This is a genomic window from Streptomyces sp. SID3212 (assembly GCF_009865405.1).
Lineage (GTDB): Bacteria > Actinomycetota > Actinomycetes > Streptomycetales > Streptomycetaceae > Streptomyces.
Genome location: NZ_WWJY01000682.1, coordinates 1 through 17,892 on the forward strand (window position 1 = coordinate 1; position 17,892 = coordinate 17,892).

Annotated in this window: 16 protein-coding genes; 9 read left to right on the plus strand and 7 right to left on the minus strand. The window is 69.5% G+C overall.

Annotated features, from left to right (window positions below):
• Positions 1-520, plus strand: a 520-nt coding sequence (locus tag GT042_RS20555; RefSeq protein ID WP_161310192.1) for an urease accessory protein UreD, incomplete at its 5' end; no start/stop codon positions are given.
• A gap of 144 nt (positions 521-664) precedes the next feature.
• The gene (locus tag GT042_RS20560) at positions 665-2,266 is read left to right on the plus strand and encodes an alpha/beta hydrolase (RefSeq protein WP_237530993.1); all 1,602 of its coding nucleotides are present in this window, start codon (positions 665-667) and stop codon (positions 2,264-2,266) included.
• An 84-nt stretch (positions 2,267-2,350) separates the two neighbouring features.
• Here the strand turns inward: GT042_RS20560 and GT042_RS20565 are convergent, their stop codons facing one another.
• Together GT042_RS20565 and GT042_RS20570 are read right to left on the minus strand one after the other, a co-directional pair.
• Positions 2,351-2,854, minus strand: coding sequence for a YbaK/EbsC family protein (locus GT042_RS20565; protein WP_161310194.1), 504 nt, complete (start codon positions 2,852-2,854; stop codon positions 2,351-2,353).
• Between the two features lie 59 nt (positions 2,855-2,913).
• Positions 2,914-3,636, minus strand: a complete 723-nt coding sequence (locus tag GT042_RS20570) for a lysophospholipid acyltransferase family protein (RefSeq protein WP_161310195.1) — start codon at positions 3,634-3,636, stop codon at positions 2,914-2,916.
• A gap of 212 nt (positions 3,637-3,848) precedes the next feature.
• Here GT042_RS20570 and lpdA point away from each other — a divergent pair, with 212 nt between their 5' ends.
• Positions 3,849-5,261, plus strand: coding sequence for a dihydrolipoyl dehydrogenase (lpdA, locus tag GT042_RS20575; RefSeq protein ID WP_161310196.1), 1,413 nt, complete (start codon positions 3,849-3,851; stop codon positions 5,259-5,261).
• Positions 5,262-5,298: 37 nt separating this feature from the next.
• Here lpdA and GT042_RS20580 read toward each other — a convergent pair whose 3' ends face one another.
• Together GT042_RS20580 and GT042_RS20585 are read right to left on the minus strand one after the other, a co-directional pair.
• Positions 5,299-6,021, minus strand: coding sequence for an SUMF1/EgtB/PvdO family nonheme iron enzyme (locus GT042_RS20580; RefSeq protein WP_161310197.1), 723 nt, complete (start codon positions 6,019-6,021; stop codon positions 5,299-5,301).
• Positions 6,022-6,053: 32 nt separating this feature from the next.
• Positions 6,054-6,392 carry an L-rhamnose mutarotase gene (locus tag GT042_RS20585; RefSeq protein WP_345943849.1) on the minus strand — a complete coding sequence of 113 codons (339 nt, stop codon included), beginning with the start codon at positions 6,390-6,392 and terminating at the stop codon, positions 6,054-6,056.
• Between the two features lie 298 nt (positions 6,393-6,690).
• Between GT042_RS20585 and GT042_RS40130 the strand changes: the two genes are divergently transcribed.
• The 6 genes from GT042_RS40130 (at position 6,691) to GT042_RS20615 (ending at position 15,354) form a co-directional block, all read left to right on the plus strand.
• A complete protein-coding gene (locus GT042_RS40130) occupies positions 6,691-7,518 on the plus strand; it encodes an FCD domain-containing protein (RefSeq protein ID WP_161310206.1) in 828 nt (275 codons plus the stop codon).
• 161 nt (positions 7,519-7,679) lie between these two features.
• Positions 7,680-10,934: a discoidin domain-containing protein gene (locus GT042_RS20595; protein ID WP_237530995.1), complete on the plus strand. Its 3,255-nt coding sequence runs from the start codon at positions 7,680-7,682 to the stop codon at positions 10,932-10,934.
• Positions 10,935-11,001: 67 nt separating this feature from the next.
• The gene (locus tag GT042_RS20600; protein ID WP_161310199.1) at positions 11,002-12,099 is read left to right on the plus strand and encodes an enolase C-terminal domain-like protein; all 1,098 of its coding nucleotides are present in this window, start codon (positions 11,002-11,004) and stop codon (positions 12,097-12,099) included.
• A 38-nt stretch (positions 12,100-12,137) separates the two neighbouring features.
• On the plus strand, positions 12,138-13,520 hold the full coding sequence (locus GT042_RS20605) for an extracellular solute-binding protein (protein WP_161310200.1): 1,383 nt from the start codon (positions 12,138-12,140) through the stop codon (positions 13,518-13,520).
• Positions 13,517-14,443 (plus strand): sugar ABC transporter permease, encoded by a 927-nt coding sequence (locus GT042_RS20610; RefSeq protein WP_161310201.1) that lies wholly within the window; start codon positions 13,517-13,519, stop codon positions 14,441-14,443. Before GT042_RS20605 ends, GT042_RS20610 begins: the two co-directional genes overlap by 4 nt.
• Positions 14,440-15,354: a carbohydrate ABC transporter permease gene (locus tag GT042_RS20615; RefSeq protein ID WP_161310202.1), complete on the plus strand. Its 915-nt coding sequence runs from the start codon at positions 14,440-14,442 to the stop codon at positions 15,352-15,354. The genes GT042_RS20610 and GT042_RS20615 overlap by 4 nt, the downstream gene beginning before the upstream one ends.
• Positions 15,355-15,404: 50 nt before the next feature.
• Here the strand turns inward: GT042_RS20615 and GT042_RS20620 are convergent, their stop codons facing one another.
• The 3 genes from GT042_RS20620 to GT042_RS20630 form a co-directional block, all read right to left on the minus strand.
• Positions 15,405-16,286, minus strand: a complete 882-nt coding sequence (locus tag GT042_RS20620) for a LysR family transcriptional regulator (protein WP_202533299.1) — start codon at positions 16,284-16,286, stop codon at positions 15,405-15,407.
• Between the two features lie 115 nt (positions 16,287-16,401).
• Positions 16,402-17,181, minus strand: a complete 780-nt coding sequence (locus GT042_RS20625) for an SDR family oxidoreductase (protein ID WP_161310204.1) — start codon at positions 17,179-17,181, stop codon at positions 16,402-16,404.
• 215 nt (positions 17,182-17,396) lie between these two features.
• Positions 17,397-17,892: class F sortase (locus GT042_RS20630; RefSeq protein WP_161310205.1), on the minus strand; the 496-nt coding region annotated here is incomplete at its 5' end.

Genomic DNA, 17,892 nt, shown 5'->3' on the forward strand with positions numbered 1-17,892 from the left:
TATCCCGGCGGGCGCGGACACCGCCGAACCGGCCCACTACGACGTGCGCCTCACCGTGGACGACGGCGCCGCACTGCACTGGCTGCCCGAACAGCTCGTCTCCGCCCGGGGCAGCGACCTGCGGATGCGGACGACCGTCGAACTCGCCGCCACCGCCCGCCTGGTGCTCCGCGAGGAACAGATCCTCGGCCGCCACGGCGAAGAGCCCGGCACCCTCCTCACTCGCCTCACCGTCCGCCGAGCCGGGCGCCCCCTCCTCGACCAGGAGCTGCGCCACGGGCCCGGCGCGCCCGGCGGCTGGGACGGCGGAGCGGTCCTCGGCGGACACCGCGCAGTCGGCCAACTCCTGCTTGTCGGGCCGGAGTTCGAGGAGAAACCCGCGCAGCCCCTCCTGCTCGGCGACACCGCCGTCCTCACCCCGCTCGCCGGACCCGGCGTGCTCGTCACCGCCGTCGCGGCGGACGCCCTGGAACTGCGCCGCGTACTCGACGAGGCGCTGCGCCTGACCGCGTACCGCTGAGCGGGCCACCGACACCGGTTATGGGTTAGGTAAAGAATGGGCCATGAGGCCTGTTCTCAGCTGTGTCACAGGCGCGAGGATCCCGGAGTCCGATCGAACGCGTTGTCGCAGGCAGACAGCGCATCACACAGGGGGAGGTTCCACTTGAGACGCACAGCAGTGCTCGGCTCGGCCGGCACTCTGCTCGCCGGCGCGCTCATAGCGGGCGCGGTCGCCGCACCGGCAGCCACCGCCGACGCCCGGCAGACGGGGCACTCCACGTCGTACAGCGCGTTCCACAGCGCTTCCTACGGCGCGAAGGTCACCGCCGAGAGGGCCGCCAAGAAGGGCATCGCCTGGGCGGACTGCCCGGCGGACTGGTCGCTGGAGAAGCCCATCCAGTGCGGTTACGTGAGCGTCCCGCTGGACTACACGAAGCCCGACGGCAAGCAGATCACGCTCGCCGTCGACCGCATCGGCAACACCGGCACCAAGGACGAGCGCCAGGGTTCGCTGCTCTACAACCCCGGCGGTCCCGGCGGTTCCGGCATGGCGTTCCCGCGCCGTGTCGTCACCAAGAACGCCATCTGGGCCGACGCGGCCAAGGCGTACGACTTCGTCGGGTTCGACCCGCGCGGGGTGGGCCGTTCGACGCCCATCTCCTGCATCGACCCGCAGGAGTTCGTCAAGGCGCCCAAGCTCGACCCCGTCCCGCACAGCGAGGCGGAGAAGAAGGCGCAGCGCAAGCTGGCCGCCGCGTACGCGGACGGCTGCGTGAAGCGCAGCGGCTGGATGCTCCCGCAGATGACGACGGCGAACACCGCGCGCGACCTGGACGTCATCCGCGCCGCGCTCGGTGACAAGAAGCTGAACTACGTGGGCGTCTCGTACGGCACGTACCTCGGCGCCGTCTACGGCACGCTCTTCCCGACGCACGTGCGGCGCATGGTCGTCGACAGTGTCGTCAACCCGTCGAAGGACAAGATCTGGTACGAGGCCAACCTCGACCAGGACGTCGCCTTCGAGGGCCGCTTCCTGGACTGGAAGACGTGGGTGGCGCAGAACGACGCGACCTTCCACATCGGCTCCACCGCCACCAAGGTCCAGCAGGCGTACGACAAGCTCCGCGCCGCCGCCAAGAAGGCGCCCTTCGGGGGCCTCGTCGGCCCGGCCGAGCTGGACAGCCTGTTCCAGAGCGCCGCGTACTACGACTCCAGCTGGGTGCCCGTCGCCTCGACCTGGAGCAAGTACCTCGCCGGTGACACGCAGGCGCTCGTCGACGCGGCGGCGCCCGACCTGTCCGACATCAAGGGCAACATCGCCTCGGAGAACGGCACGGCGGTCTACACCGCCGTGGAGTGCACCGACGCGAAGTGGCCGACCAGCTGGCAGAAGTGGGACCGGGACAACACCCGCCTCAACAAGGACTACCCCTTCCTCACCTGGGGGAACGCCTGGTTGAACCTGCCGTGCGCCACCTGGGGCGTCAAGCAGCAGACCCCGGTCGAGGTCAGGACCGGCAAGGGCCTGCCGCCCGTGCTGATCGCGCAGTCCACGCGCGACGCGGCCACGCCGTACTCCGGCGCGGTCGAACTGCACAAGCGCTTCAAGGGCTCGCGTCTGGTCACCGAGAAGGACGCCGGGTCGCACGGCATCACCAACCTGGTGAACCCGTGTGTCAACGACCTGGTCAAGGCGTACCTGCTCACCGGGGCGGTGGGCGGCAAGGACGTCACCTGCGGCCCGCACGCCACGCCCAAGCCGTAAGGCTGCGGGCGGGGTTGAGCTGACCGACTGATCAGCACGAAGGGGCGGCCAGATCCACCGGCCGCCCCTTCTCCGCTCCCGGGGTCAGACCGCCGGCTGTGAGATCGGCGCGGTCCGCGGCCCGGCGACGGTCAGGTAGTCGGCGGTACGCAGCGCCAACGACCGGTCCAGACGGGCCGCGTTGAAGAAGATCTCCTCTTCCTCCAGGAGCACCGGATCCACCACCAGCTCCAGCTCCGGGTCGAAGGAGAACGGCAGGATCGTCCCGCTGACACTGCCCGCGAGCCGCTCCGCCACCTCGGGCGTCGCGAAACCCGCGTACGTCCCGCCCCACAGGGCCTTGAGCGCGCCCAGGTCCACCCGCCGGTCGCCCGGCACGACGGCCAGCGCGTAACGCTTCGTCTTCTTCCCGGTCTTGACCATCACCACGATGCATTTCGCGGCCTGCCGCAGGGTGTTGCCCCGCAGCGCGCTGACCTCCTCGGTCGCGCCCTGCTCGGCGTGCTCGATGACCCGGTACACGGCCCCGTGCTCGTCCAGCAGCCCGATCAGCTTGTCGTAGGTGTCATTCCCGTAGGTCTCGCTCACTGCGCTCCCTCTTCGTACGCTTCCGGTTCGCGAAACGTATCCTGCCGTCCCGCTCCCGCTCAGCGGCGCAGCCAGGGGAACTTCCTCGCGCCCCGGGCCTCGGCCTCCGCGGCCTCCGCCTTGACGTCGGCCGCGTACCGGTCGACGTACTCCTGGCCGGACAGTTCGAGGATCGCGTACATGATCTCGTCGGTGACGGCCCTGATCGCGGCCTTCTGGTCCTCCAGGCCCTCGTACCGGGAGAAGTCCATCGGCTCGCCGAAGCGGATGGTGACCCGCTTGATGCGCGGGACCTTCTGCCCGGGAGGCTGGATCTCGAAGGTGCCGACCATCGCGCACGGCACCACGGGGGCCTTCCCCCGGATCGCCATCACCGCGACGCCGACCTTGCCCTTGTAGAGGCGTCCGTCGTGCGAGCGGGTGCCCTCGGGGTAGATCCCGAGCAGCTCGTCCCCGGCGAGCACCCCGAGCCCTTCCCGGATCGCCGCCTGCCCGGCCTCCTTGCCCGACCGGTCCACGGGGATCTGCCCGGCGCTGCGGAAGAAGAAGGCGGTCAGTCGTCCTTTGACGCCGGGCCCGGTGAAGTACTCGGCCTTCGCGAGGAAGGTGATACGCCGTTTGAGGATCGCGGGCATCAGGAAGTGGTCGGAGAACGACAGATGGTTGCCCGCGACGATCGCGGGACCGTCGGCGGGGATGTGCTCCAGCCCCTCGATCCGGGGGCGGAAGAGCAGCCGCAGCAGGGGCCCGAGGAGCACGTATTTGAGCACGTAATAGAACATGGGATGCGCCCCTCACTGCTCCGACCGGCCCCGGGGCGACATTGCCCCAGGTCAGCGGGTGCCCCGGCGGGGGTCAGTGTATGCGCACCCGCACCCGCGTGAAAGCGTCCGCGACGAGCCCGGCGAAAGGTGTCCGCGTCGCTCCGGCGTCGTGGCCGGGTCGGCGTAACGGGACATGAAAGCTTCGATTGATCTGGTCTACGGTGAACCTCATGGACGAACAGGGCGAGCACTTCGATGTCGTCGTACTCGGGGCGGGTCCGGGCGGTTACGTGGCTGCCATCCGGGCCGCGCAGCTGGGTCGGAGCGTCGCGGTCGTGGAGAAGAAGTACTGGGGCGGTGTCTGCCTGAACGTGGGCTGCATCCCCACCAAGGCGCTGTTGCGCAACGCGGAACTGGCGCACATCGTCACGCAGGAGGCGAAGACCTTCGGCATCCGGTTCGACGGCGAGGTGTCCTTCGACTACGGCGAGGCGTTCCGGCGCAGCCGGCGGGTCGCGGACGGCCGCGTCAAGGGTGTCCACTACCTGATGAAGAAGAACGGGATCACCGAGGTCGACGGGCACGGCACGTTCGCCGACCCGAACACCCTCCACGTGACCCAGTCGGACGGCAGCAGGCGGGTCATCGGATTCGACAACTGCGTCATCGCCACCGGGGCCTCGACCCGGCTCCTTCCCGGGACCGCCGTGAGCGACCGGGTGGTGACGTACGAGGAACTCATCCTCAGCGAACAGCTGCCGGAGTCGATCGTCATCGCCGGGGCCGGCGCGATCGGCATCGAGTTCGCGTACGTGCTGCGCAACTACGGCGTCCAGGTCACGATGGTCGAGTTCCTGGACCGGCTCGCGCCGCTGGAGGACGTGGACGTCTCGACCGAACTGGCCAGGCGCTACCGCAAGTTGGGCATCGAGGTCCTCACGTCGACCCGGGTCGAGAGGATCGACGAGTCCGGGCCGCGTGTGCAGGTCACGGTCACCGCGAAGGACGGGTCGTCCAGGGTCCTGGAGACCGACAAGGTCCTCCAGGCCATCGGATTCGTGCCGAACGTCGACGGTTACGGCCTGGAGACGACCGGCGTGGCGCTCACCGAGCGCGGCGCGATCGACGTGGACGGCCACTGCCGGACCTCCGTGCCGCACATCTACGCGATCGGCGACGTGACCGCCAAGCTGATGCTCGCGCACGCCGCCGAGGCCATGGGGGTCATCGCCGCCGAGAGCCTCGCCGACGCGGAGACCATGGAACTCGACTACGTCATGATTCCGCGCGCCACCTACTGCCAGCCCCAGATCGCCAGTTTCGGCTGGACGGAGGCGCAGGCGCGCGAGCGGGGATTCGACGTCAAGGTGGCGACGTTCCCGTTCACCGCGAACGGGAAGGCCCACGGCCTCGGGGACGCGAAGGGCTTCGTGAAGCTGCTCAGCGACGCGCGCCACGGCGAGATCATCGGCGCCCACCTGATCGGCCCCGACGTCACCGAACTGCTTCCCGAACTCACCCTGGCGCAGAAGTGGGATCTCACGGTGCACGAGGTCGCGCGCAACGTGCACGCCCATCCGACGCTCGGTGAGGCCATCCAGGAAGCGGTCCACGGCCTGTCCGGGCACATGATCAACCTGTAGGTCGCCGCCCTGGTGGTGGGCTGAGACACGCCGCGTATCAGCCCACCACGGACCGTGCCACCCGGAATCCCACGTCGTCGATCCGGAACGTCGGGTGGCTGCGCCGGCGCACCGAGGCGCGGCAGCTCCAGTGCTCGTCGAACCAGCCGCCGCCCCGCAGCACCCGGTACGAGGCGTAGACCTCGGGGTCGTACAGGTCCCAGCACCACTCCCACACGTTGCCCACCATGTCGTACAGGCCCCACGCGTTGGGCAGCTTGCCGCCCACCTCGTGCACGTGGTCCAGCGAGTTGCCCCGGTGCCACGCGATGTCGTCGAGCTGCCCGTACCGCGCGTCGGCGGTGCCCGCCCGGCACGCGTGTTCCCACTCGGCCTCGGTCGGCAGCCGGTACCCGTCGGCGGACGTGTCCCACGCGACGGTCCCGGTGTCGTCGGGGAGGGCAGGGGGATCAAGAGGGGACGGGCGGGACGGCACGGCCGGGAGATCGTACGCGGGCGTCAACCCCTCCCGCTCCGAACGCGCGTTGCAGTAGCGGACCGCGTCCCACCACGACACCCCCTCGACCGGGAGCCGCCCGCCCCGCGCGGTGCTCGGAGCGAGGCCGGTGACCTCGGCGTACGACGCCTGGGTGACGGCGAAGACCCCGAGCCGGTACGGCGCCACCTCGACCGGCCAACTGCGCCGCGTCCGCCGGTCGGACAGGGTCACCCGCCCCGGTGGGACGGCTGTGGTCGTCTCGTGTTCCGTACCCGGGCCCATGAACGGATGATCTTAGCGGCTCGCGACCGCCGTCAGTCGAGGTGGAAGACCTCCTCCGCCGGCGCCCACCCCTCGCCCTCCGCCGCGTCCTCCACGGGCAGCTGGCAGGGATCGGTGCGCTCCCACCACTCCCGTGTGACCGGATCCGCCGCGATCGAGGCCATGTCGGCCTCGTAGTCGTCCCCCGTGTACTCCAGGTAGCTGAAGAGCACCCCGGCGCGCAGGAAGATCGAGTAGTTGGCGATGTGCGCGCGCTTCAACGCCGCGAGGACGCCGGGCCAGGCCGCCGCGTGGAGCGCGCGGTACTCGGCCTCCTTCTCCGGGCGCAGGCGGATGACCGAGGCGAATCGGCGCGTGGTGGGCTGGGGCACGGCCCGTCCTCCCTGAGTGGCAGTGGCAGTGGCAGCGGCAGCGGTAAGTGCAGCTGAAGCCGAAGCGGCTGTTTCCGGTCCGACTCGATGTATCTGGTTCATCGGACGGGATGGACCCTATGTATCAGCGGGCCAACAGGCAACGGTTGCGACGCCCATGGGTGTTTTGTGTGGATTGCTCGATCGAATCAGCCACCCACCGAACGGAGTTTGGCGCAAACCTTCCCTTCGCCCCGTGCCGGTGTCATAGTGACCGCGCCGATAGATCTGATTCATCTGAACTTGAGGAGGTTGCGTGGTGTCAGGCCCTGCCGGTCCCGCGTCCGGCGGTACGGACGACGCGTCCGACCGCTACCGCCCGGGGTACGAACTCGTCGCGGAACAGCTGCTGAACTACATCGCCGAGCAGAACCTGCTCCCCGGTGACCGGCTGCCGACCGAGAAAGGACTGGCGGACATCCTCGGGGCCACCCGCAACGTGACCCGCGAGGCCGTCAAGGTCCTCGCGGCGATCGGCCGGCTGAGCGTCCGCAGGGGGGCCGGCATCTTCGTGGCGTCCTCGCCCGGCGCGCTGGGCGACGACCGGCTCGCCCACTTCCAGCCGACGAGCATGGAACACGTCCTGATGCTCCTCGACTACCGCCGGCTCATCGAGTCCGAGACGGCGAGACGCGCGGCGACCCTGGCCACCCCGATCGAGGTCCGGGCGATCCGCGAGGCGGCTAGCACCTCCCTGGAGGCGGGGACGGCGGACGACGTCGAGACGTTCGCCCGCGCCGACGCGCTGTTCCACGACGCGGTCGGCATCGCGGCGCACAACGTCTTCCTGCGCTCCAGCGTGGCCAACATCCGCAGCTTCGCCGCGCAGTCGGACGTCCTGCTCTTCCACGGCGACGTGCCGGGCTCCCTCCGGATCGCGGGAGCGCAGCACCTCGCCATCGCCGAGGCCATCGGCTCCGGGGACACGGAATCCGCGGTCCGGCTCATGGCCGAGCACATCTCCACCACCCAGACCCAGTTCGAGCGCAAGATCCGCGACCGGCTCTTCAACCAGCCGGACCACACCACCGGCCCCGCGGTCACCCCGCCGGCGCCGGAGGAGCGACAACAGACTTCGGCCTCGTAGCGGACGTCTCGCGAGAGACGCGCACAGGCCGGCGAAACCCCGCAGGAACGACCCGGAGCACCCCTCCGGCCCCGTACGCCACCACCCCATTCGTCCCTGGCAGTCGATTGGAATTTTCAGTGTCGAAATTTCCCGGCACTCTCCGCACCGTGAAGCGGAGAATGACCCTCATGACCGGCCTCGCGCTGGTCGTCACCGTGGCGATGCCCGTCGGCCTGGCCTCGGCCGGCACGGCGAAGTCCTCGCCGGCACCCCTCAAGATCTACGTCTCGCCGGCCAAGGGCCGCGACGCCGGCTCCGGCACGGCCTCGCACCCGTACAAGACCCTGACACACGCCAGGGACCAGGTGCGCGAGCTCAACGACCGGATGAAGCGCGACATCGAGGTCGAGCTGCTGGACGGTACGTACCAGCTCACCGACACCTTCACCCTGACGAGCGCGGACTCCGGGACCAACGGCCACACCGTCACGTACCAGGCCGCGCCCGGCGCCCACCCCGTGATCAGCGGTGGCACCTCCGTGACCGGCTGGAGCGTCGCCGACGCCGCGAAGAACGTCTACAAGGCCCACGTCGGGAACATCGACACCCGGCAGCTGTACGTCAACGGTGAACTGGCGACCCGCGCCCGCGGCCCCAAGGACCCCGGCGGCTTCACCAAGACCGCGACCGGCTACAAGATCACCGACACCAGCCTCGCCGACTGGAAGAACCAGTCGGACCTCGAAGTCGCCAGCCGCTGGGGCTGGAAGCTCATGCGCTGCCCGGTCGACTCGATCGTCGGCACCACGGTCACGATGCAGCAGCCGTGCTGGAAGAACGCCAACCTCCAGCAGGGCCAGGAGATCACCAACCCGACCTGGCTGGAGAACGCCCGGGAGCTGCTGGACAGCCCGGGGGAGTGGTACCTCGACAAGAGCGCGGGCGACCTCTTCTACATACCCAAGGCCGGCCAGGACCTCGCGACCGCGAAGGTCACCGTGCCGCGCGTCCAGGACCTGGTGGACCTGAACGGCACACTCTCCAAGCCGGTCACGGACGTCACGTTCAAGGGCATCACGTTCTCCTACTCGACGTGGCTCGCGCCCAGTTCGGACGACGGGCTGATCGAGGGCCAGGCGGGCTTCCGCATGGTCGGCAAGGACAACCCGGACTTCGACTCCACCCGGCTGCACTGGCAGAAGACGCCCGGCGCGGTCAACGTGAGCTACGGCCACGACGTGTCGTTCCTGGACAACACCTTCACGCACCTCGGCGCGGTCGGGCTGAACCTGAACACCGGCACGCAGGGAACCACGATCACCGGCAACGTCTTCAAGGAGATCGCCGGGACGGGCATCCAGATCGGTGGCACCGACGTCATCGACCACCACCCGAGCGACCCCCGGTCGATCGTCAAGAACACCACCGTCAGCAACAACGTGGTGACCAACGTGGCGGACCAGTACACCGGTTCGCTGGGCATCATGGCGAGCTACACGGACCACACCGTCATCACGCACAACAAGGTCTACGACCTCCCGTACAGCGGTATCTCCCTCGGCTGGGGCTGGGGTCTCACCGACAAGGGCGGTGACACCAACTACCCCGGCAACTCGGGCGTCCCGGTCTACGACACACCGACGCCCGCCAAGAACAACGTCATCAGTGACAACGAGATCAGCGACATCATGAAGCTCCAGGCCGACGGGGGTGCCATCTACACCCTGAGCTCGAACCCCGGCAGTGTCGTCTCGGGCAACTACATCAAGGGCGTCCCCGAGCCCGCGTACGGCGCGATCTACCACGACGAGGGAAGCCAGTACTTCCACACCACGCAGAACGCGTTCTGCGACGTCTCGTACCAGTGGCTGCTGATGAACCACGGCCTGGACGTCACCGCCGACCGCAACATCACCACCCAGCCCAACTACTCGACCCAGGCGAACACCATCGGCTCCTCCGTGGTCGACAACACCAAGGTCGACAGCTGCGCCCAGCTGCCCGCCTCGATCGTCGAGAACGCCGGGCTCCAGCCGAGCTACCGCCACCTGGACCCCGACCCCGCCACCACGGACCGTACGGCGCCCACCGCGCCCGGCACGCCCACCGCGGCGGCCGACTTCCCGACCGTCACCGACCTCAGCTGGGCCGCGTCCCAGGACAGGACCGGCGTCACCGGGTACGCGGTGTACCTCGACGGCAAGGTCGTCAGCGCCTCCGCCAAGCCCACCGCCCGGGTCACCGGCCTCACCGCGGGCAAGAAGTACAGCTTCACGGTGACCGCCCGCGACGCCGCCGGCAACGAGTCCAGGGCGAGCAGGCCCGCCGTGGTCACCATGCCGTCCGGTGCCGACGTCGCCAAGGACAAGCCGGTCACGGCCTCCTCGTACTCCGAGGCCAACACCCCCGCGCGCGCCGTCGACGGTGACCTCTCCACCCGCTGGGCCCAGGGCCTCTTCCTCCCGGACCCCTCCTGGATCCAGGTCGACCTCGGAGCCCAGTACGACCTGACGGGCGCGATCACCACTTTCGAGAAGGCCAACGGCTACAAGTACCGCGTCGAGGTCTCCCCGGACGAGCTCCACTGGGTCACCCTGGAGGACCACACCGCCACGGCCACCACCGAGGCGACCAACTACTCGGCCGCCGACAAGCCGACCGCCGGACGGTACCTGCGCCTGACGGTCACCGGCTCCAACGGCAACGGCGGCAGCATCTACGAGATCCAGGCGTACGGCTCCGTCAAGGCACCGAACACCGACACCCAGGCGCCGGCCGCACCCGCCGCGCCGAAGGTCACCCCGCTGGTCCCCGGCACGGCCGACCTCACCTGGACCGCCCCGGCCGACAACGTCGGTGTGGCCACCTACGAGGTCTTCCAGGACGGCAGGCGGATCGCCGTCACCGACCGGACGAGCCTGCGGCTCACCGATCTGACCTCCGGACAGAAGTACAGCTTCACGGTGGTCGCGGTGGACGGCGCGCTCAACGCCTCCGCACCGAGCCCGGCCGCCGACGTGACCCTGCCCGCCTACGTCAACCTGGCCCTGAACAAGCCGGTCACGGTGTCCTCGTACTCCGAGCCCAACACCCCCGGGCTCGCCGTCGACGGTGACCTCTCCACCCGCTGGGCCCAGGGCCTCGGCCTCCCGGACCCGTCCTGGATCCAGGTCGACCTGGGCAGGACCGCCTCGGTGTCGGGTGTGGTCACCACGTTCGAGCTCCAGAACGGCTACAAGTACCGGATCGAGTACTCCACCGACGCCACCACCTGGTCGACGCTGGAGGACCACACCGCCACGGCCACCTCGGGGCGGACGAACATCTCCCTCCCCGACGCGCCGGTCTCCGCCCGCTACCTCCGGCTCACGGTCACCGGGTCCAACTGGAACGGCGGCAGCCTGTACGAGCTCCAGGCGTACGGCGACTTCTGATCCCGTGATTCCGAGGGGGAGGCGAGCACCCCGCCCGTCTCCCCCTCCCACCGAAACGAAAGCCAGTATGAAGATCACGCATGTGGAAGCCCATCCGATCCGGGTCCCGGCCGCGGACCCGCCGTTCAGCTGGCGGCAGGGCCTGGCCGGCAGCCCCGCCGTCGGCGACGGCGCGGTCCTGCGGATCGGCACCGACGAGGGCGCCGAGGGAGTGGCGGTGTTCGCGAGACCCGGCGCGGCCGTCCTCCTCGCCGACCTCGTGGACCGGGTGTTCCGGGACGAACTCGTCGGACAGGACCCGTTCCGGCGGGAGTGGCTCTGGCACCGCGTCTGGGAACTGGACCGCATCCACGAGCTGCCGCTGCCCGCGTTCGGCCTGATCGACATCGCGCTGTGGGACCTCGCGGGACGTGTGAGCGACCAGCCCGTCTGGCAGCTCCTCGGCGGATTCCGCGACGCGATACCCGCGTACGCCTCCACCACCACCTTCGCGACCACCGAGGAGTTCCTCGACGTCGCGGACCAGTGCCTGGAGCTGGGCTACCAGGGCATCAAGCTGCACGCCTGGGGCGACGCCCGCAAGGACGCCGCGCTCTGCCTGGCGCTGCGCGAACACGTCGGGAGCGACGTCCCGCTGATGTACGACGGGTCCGCCGGGTTCGACCTGCCCGACGCCATCCACCTGGGCCGCGCCCTCTCCGAGGCCGACTACCTCTGGTACGAGGAGCCGATGCGCGAATTCAGCGTCGGCGCCTACCGGCGGCTCGGCCAGGCGGTCTCCGTCCCGCTCCTCGTCGCCGAGACCTCGGACGGCGCCCACATGAACTCCGCCGACTTCATCGCCTCGGGGGCGGCGACCTTCGGCGTACGCACAGGGACCACCCTGCGCGGGGGCATCACCGGAGCCATGCGCACGGCCCACCTCGCCGACGCGCACCTGCTCCGCGCCGAGGTGCACGGTTCGGACATCCCGAACCACCACCTCTGCATGGCGATCTCCAACACCACCTACTACGAGTCCCTCGTCACCCGGACGACGGTGACCCGCGAACGCCACGTGGACGAGCACGGACTCGTCCACGCACCCACCGGTCCGGGGATCGCCCTGCCGCTCGACTTCGAGTACGGCAGCGCCCTCCACCCCTTTGTCGAGAAGCACTCGTGACACACGTGACACACGTAAGAAAGCAGAAAGGCAAGACAATGACGTCTTCAAGAGGTTCGGGAGCCGGCATCCGCCGCAACATCACCCGGAAGGCGGTCGCGGCCCTGGCCCTGTCGGCCGTCACCCTGCTGGCCGGCTGCGCCGACGCCACGCAGTCCTCGTCGTCGGACACCGCCAAGGCCTTCAAGCCGGTCAAGCAGGACGACGCGTCGAAGATCACCGTCTGGACCGACTCGACCCGGCTGCCCCAGGTGGAGGCGTACCAGAAGCAGCACCCCGACGCGAAGCTCAACGTCGTCACGTACGACGGAGGCGCCGACGGGTCCACGTACCTCCAGACGAAGGTGCAGCTCTTCGACCGGACCGGCAAGGGCTGGCCCGACGTCGTGTTCGGCTCGCCGACCGACGTGACCTGGGCCGCGGAGCCCACCAAGCCCGGCGCCATCCCCTTCGCCGCGCCGCTGGACCAGGACCTGGTCCCGCAGAAGACCCTGGACAACTTCGCCAAGGGCTCGCTCGCGCCGTGCCAGGTCGACGGCCACACCTACTGCATGCGCAACGACATAGCCCAGGTCGTCCTCTGGTACAACAAGAAGCTGATGGACCAGTTCGGCTACGAGGTGCCCACCACCTGGGAGCAGTACCAGGCCATCGGCGAGAAGCTCGCCAAGGACCACCCCGGCTACCTGGTCGGGTCGGTGGGTGACACCAACTCCCAGGAGTCGTACTTCTGGTCCAGCCAGTGCCCCGCCTTCAACCTGACGGCGCCCAACACCCTGCGGGTGGCCCTCGGCGACGAGAAGTGCACCCGGATGTCCAAGCTGCTGGACACCCTCATCGCCAAGAAGACCGTCAGCACCCAGGGCTTCTTCAGCCAGGGCTTCGCCAAGGACAGCGGCAGCAAGGTCCTCATGGCGTACGGTCCGTCCTGGTACGGCCAGTACCTGTTCAACGCCGCCTTCAAGACGCCGGCCGGACAGATCTCCGCCGCGGCCCCGCTGACCTGGCCGGGTGAGACGACCGCGTCCACCGGCAACGTCGGCGGCGGCCTGTGGATGGTCTCCGCGCACAGCGCCAACCTCAAGGCCTCCACCGACCTGGTCAGCTGGCTGACCACGTCCGACGAGAACCAGGCCAAGGCGCCGACCTACCCGGCGTACGCCCCCGCTGCCGACGCCTGGCTCGCCAACCCCGACAACAAGAAGTACTTCGCCGGCGACATCAGCGACGTCTTCCGCACGGCCGCCGGCCAGGTGTGGACGGGCTGGTCCAACACCAAGTTCAGTGACGCGACCGCCTGGTCGAGCGTGGTCCTTCCCGCGCTGACCTCCGGCAAGACCCTGTCGGAGACCCTGCCCGCCTGGCAGACGGCCATCGCGAACGAGGCCAAGGCCGTCGGATACAAGGTGACCACGAAATGACCGTGCTGGACACTCAGCACGTCACGAACCCTCCCCGCCGCCGCGCCCCGTCGCGGCGGCGGGGAGGGGTGGCCGGCTACCTGTTCGTCGCCGGCTACGCGATCCTGCTGCTCGCTTTCGGGGTCTTCCCCACCGTCTACTCGTTCTACCTGTCCCTGACGAACGACAAGGGACAGTTCACCGGCATCAACCAGTTCACCAAGGTCATGGGGGACTACCGGTTCGTCCCCGCCTTCACCAACATCCTGTTCTACCTGGTGATGTGGCTGGTCGTCCTGGTCGTCCTGACGGTCCTGGTGGCCGTCGTCCTGCGCGGCCGGATGAAGCCGGGACTGTCCGCCGTCTTCCGCTTCCTCTACTACATCCCCGGAGCACTGGCCGGCGTCGCCAGCGTGCTCGTCTGGCTGTTCATGCTGGACCCGGCGGTCAGCCCCGTCTCCTGGGTGCTGGACGCCATGGGGAAGGACAGCTTCGCCGCCGTCCTCAGCCCCGGCGACCTTCCGGTGATCTTCGTCCTGATCGCCTTCTGGACCGGCGCGGGCGGCTGGATCGTCGTCATGTACGGGGCGCTCAACAACATCCCCGACGAGGTCATCGAAGCCGCCAGGATGGACGGGGCCGGCCCGTGGAAGACGGCCTGGCACATCCAGATCCCCATGATCAGGCAGTGGATCGCCTACATGACGATCCTCGCCTTCGCGGCCGGCACCCAGCTCTTCGTCGAACCGCAACTGCTCCAGACGGCCAGCCTCGGCCGGGTCAGCCCCACCTGGTCACCCAACCAGCTCGCGTACGTCTTCGCCTTCCAGCAGGGCGACTTCAACGGCGCCGCGGCGATCTCCGTCTTCCTGCTGGCCCTGGGTGTCATCGTCGCCGGGCTGCTCGTGTGGCGCTCGGACATGTTCACGTTGGATGAGAAATGACCTACACCGCATCTGGCCCACCCACCCGCCCGCAGCGCGGCAAGCCCTCCCGCGCCCTGTCGGTCCTCGTCGTCTGCGTGCTGCTGACCGCGCTGCTCGTGTTCTTCGTCCTGCCCGTCGTCTGGCTGCTGCTGGCGCCGACGAAGACGGCCTCGCAGATGACCCACGACTCGCCGCTCTCCTTCGGCTCCTTCGCCCAGATCGGCACGGCCTGGCACCACCTGGTCGACTTCCAGGACGGCGCGCTGCTCCTGTGGCTGCGCAACTCGGCCGTCTACTCGGGCGGTTCGCTGCTCCTCACCCTGCTCACCAGTGTCCCGGCGGGGTACGCGCTGGCGCTGACGCGGTTCCGGGGACGCAAGCTGCTGCTCACGGTCACCCTGGTCACGATGATCATGCCGTCGGCCACCCTGGTGCTGCCGATCTTCCTGGAGCTCAACCGCTTCCACCTGATCGGCACGGCCTGGTCGGTGATCCTGCCCTTCTCCTTCTACCCGTTCGGCGTCTATCTCGTCTACATCTACTTCGCCACCAGCCTGCCCCGCGAGATCCTCTCGGCGGCGCGCATCGACGGCTGTTCGGAATGGCAGATCTTCAAGCTCATCGCGCTGCCGCTGGCCAAGCCCGTCATCGGCCTGGTCGCCTTCTTCAGCTTCGTCGGCAACTGGAACAACTTCTTCCTTCCGTATCTCGTGCTGCCGAACAGCGACCAGTTCCCCGTGCAGGTGGGACTGAACCAACTCCTGTCGTCCACCCCGTCGTTCAACCCCGTGGCGGGCGCAGGTCTCAACATCACGATCCCCGAACTCGCGCTGGCCATCATCATCGCGATCCTGCCGGTGCTGGTGCTCTTCCTCTTCTCGCAGCGGACGCTGGTCTCCGGGATGCTCGCCGGATCCACCAAGGAGTGAGGAACACCGCCGGTGCGGTCGGAGGTCCGTACGGCCGGAAGTCCCTGCGGTCAGCGGGCGGTGAGGTCCAGCGCGGCGACCAGCGCGGCGAGTCCCCGCTCCGTGGCGTCCGCCCGCCAGACCGCCCAGGTGTGGCGGACGAGCGGATCGCCGGTCAGGGGATGCCACACCAGCCCGTCGGGCAGCGGGTACACCCAGCGCGGGGACGCGAAGGCGAACGTCCGCGGGCCGTTCACCGCGGCGAACTTCACCTCCCGGGGCACCGGACGGCCCTCCTCGCTCGCGCTGTAGGTGTCGGTGACCCCGTGGCTGCGCAAGGTGGCGATCACCTGGCCGTGCCACGCCGGGGCGTCCACCCGGGCGAAGCTGACCCAGGACATGCCCCTCAGCCGGTGCAGCCGTACGCTCCCCGCGTCGGCCAGTTCCTCCGCTCGGGCGGTGGTGAGGACCACCCCCATCGACTCCTCGACCGCGAGCACGCTGTCGAGGGACGGGTCCGTGGGGTGGTCCCGTACGAGCGCCACTTCCAGCTCACCGGCCCGCAGGGCGGTGAGCTGGGCCGTGCTCCTGGCGTGCTGGAGGACGACCGAGGTGTTCGGGTACGTGGCGCTCACCTCCGCGATCGCCGTCGGCAGCAGGTCCGGGGGAAGTTCCAGCGGCACGCCGACGCGCACCCGTTCGGGTGGCACCGCCGGCCGGTTGAGGCTGCTCATCAGCCGGTCGTGCCGCTCGACGAGGGTACGGGCCTCGTTGAGCAGGGTCGCGCCCAGTTCGGTGGGGTGGGTCCCGCCGGGGCCCCGGACGAGCAACCGGCCGCCGATCTGGCGTTCCAGTGACCGCATCGTCTGCGAGAGGGCCGACTGGCTGATGTGCATGACACGCGCGGCCGCCGAGAGGCCGCCCTCGTCGACGACCGTCACGAACGCACGCATCTCCCGGATCTCCATCGCCCCCGAGAGCCCCTTTCCTGTCGCACGTGATGCCTGACGGCACGTCATCCCGACAGTAGCGCTCTCGGGGGCGGTGGGCCCGGTCGGCGGGGACGGCTCAGACCGCGGTGGCTCCGCCGTCGGCCGCGAGGGTGGCGCCGGTGACGAAGCTGGAGCGGGGTGAGGCCAGGAAGAGGATCGCCTCGGCGATCTCGGCGGGCCTGGCGGTACGGCGCAGCGGCAGGGTCCTGCCCAGTTCCGCCACTCCGTCACCCCACTCGACCAGGACGCCGTCCGTGATGGTCGGGCCGGGGGCGACACTGTTGACCCGGACGCCGCCGGCGCCGAACTCGGCGGCCCACGTACGGGTCAACGAGCTGAGCGCGGCCTTGGTGGCGCTGTAGCCCGAGGCGCCGGGAACGCCCATCGACGCGGCCATGGTGCTGACGTTGACGATGCTGCCCGCGCCCTTGTCGAGCATGGCGGGCACCAGGCTCGCGGTGAGGAAGTAGGCGCCGCGGACGTTGGTGTCGAACAGTCGCTCGAACACGCTGACGCTCTGCTCCACGGTCGGCGCGACGGGGAACGCGGAGGCGTTGTTGACGAGGATGTCGACCGGGCCGGCCTCCTGTGCCAGGGCGCGGACCGAGTCGAGGTCCGCGAGGTCGGCCGCGACGAAGCGCACGGTGCCGGGGCCTTCCGGCAGGTCGGCGAGCGCCTTGGCGCCGCGCTCGGGGCTGCGGCCGGAGATGACGACGTGGGCTCCCTCGCGGATGAAGAGGCGGGCGGCCTCCAGGCCGATTCCCGCGGTGCCACCGGTGATGAGGGCGACCTGGTCCGTCAGCTCGCCCGACGACGTCTCCTGGCGGGTGATCTGCTCTTCGTTCCTGACAGTCATGACGGGGCATCTCCTGAAGCGGTACGGAACGCCGCGTGCGGTGTCGCGCGGCTGTACCCGGTACAAGGAGCGGGCCGCCTCCGGCCTTCCGGCCGGCCCATCGGCGTTCCTGCTGGCGGCCATAAGCGGCACGCGGTGACCGGAGCTTGGCAACACGGCGGCCCGGCGGCGTGTGTGCCGCCGGGCCCGCGCGCCCGGGTCCGGTACACCCCGGGTCACGTGTGTTTCACATCCGTCAGGTGCGCGAACACCACGATGTTGGCCGCGTAGCCGGTCTTCTTCTCGAAGTTCCCGCCGCACGTCAGCAGACGCAGCTCGGGGCGCCCTGTCCTGCCGTACACCTCCTGGTCGGGGAATTTGTCCTTGCGGTACGTCTTCACGGCATCGACGCTGAACACCGCCGTCCGCCGGTCCGCCCGGGCGATGTTGACGAGGTCGCCGGGGCGCAGGGCGTTGAGGTTGAGGAAGATGGCAGGGCCGGTCCTGGTGTCCCGGTGGCCCACGATCAGAGCGGTCCCCGCCTCGCCCGGCGTGGGACCGCCCCGGTACCAGCCGACCTCCCGGGGCCGTTCCAGGGGCGGAGTCCCCAGGTGGCCCTGTGGGTCGAGACCCACCTGGATGACCGGTGCCTCGATCGTGAGGGCGGGGACGGCGAGCCGTACCGCCGGCGAGGGCGGCAGGGGCCGGGGCGGGCGGCGCGGGACCGCCGCC

Bases quoted from the DNA above. Each gene is read 5' to 3' on its own strand.
- GT042_RS20570 (WP_161310195.1), bottom strand. From the start codon at position 3,636: ATGTTCTATTACGTGCTCAAATACGTGCTCCTCGGGCCCCTGCTGCGG.
- lpdA (WP_161310196.1), top strand. From the start codon at position 3,849: ATGGACGAACAGGGCGAGCACTTCGATGTCGTCGTACTCGGGGCGGGT.
- GT042_RS20580 (WP_161310197.1), bottom strand. From the start codon at position 6,021: ATGGGCCCGGGTACGGAACACGAGACGACCACAGCCGTCCCACCGGGG.
- GT042_RS20595 (WP_237530995.1), top strand. From the start codon at position 7,680: ATGACCCTCATGACCGGCCTCGCGCTGGTCGTCACCGTGGCGATGCCC.
- GT042_RS20600 (WP_161310199.1), top strand. From the start codon at position 11,002: ATGAAGATCACGCATGTGGAAGCCCATCCGATCCGGGTCCCGGCCGCG.
- GT042_RS20605 (WP_161310200.1), top strand. From the start codon at position 12,138: ATGACGTCTTCAAGAGGTTCGGGAGCCGGCATCCGCCGCAACATCACC.
- GT042_RS20610 (WP_161310201.1), top strand. From the start codon at position 13,517: ATGACCGTGCTGGACACTCAGCACGTCACGAACCCTCCCCGCCGCCGC.
- GT042_RS20615 (WP_161310202.1), top strand. From the start codon at position 14,440: ATGACCTACACCGCATCTGGCCCACCCACCCGCCCGCAGCGCGGCAAG.
- GT042_RS20620 (WP_202533299.1), bottom strand. From the start codon at position 16,286: ATGCGTGCGTTCGTGACGGTCGTCGACGAGGGCGGCCTCTCGGCGGCC.
- GT042_RS20625 (WP_161310204.1), bottom strand. From the start codon at position 17,181: ATGACTGTCAGGAACGAAGAGCAGATCACCCGCCAGGAGACGTCGTCG.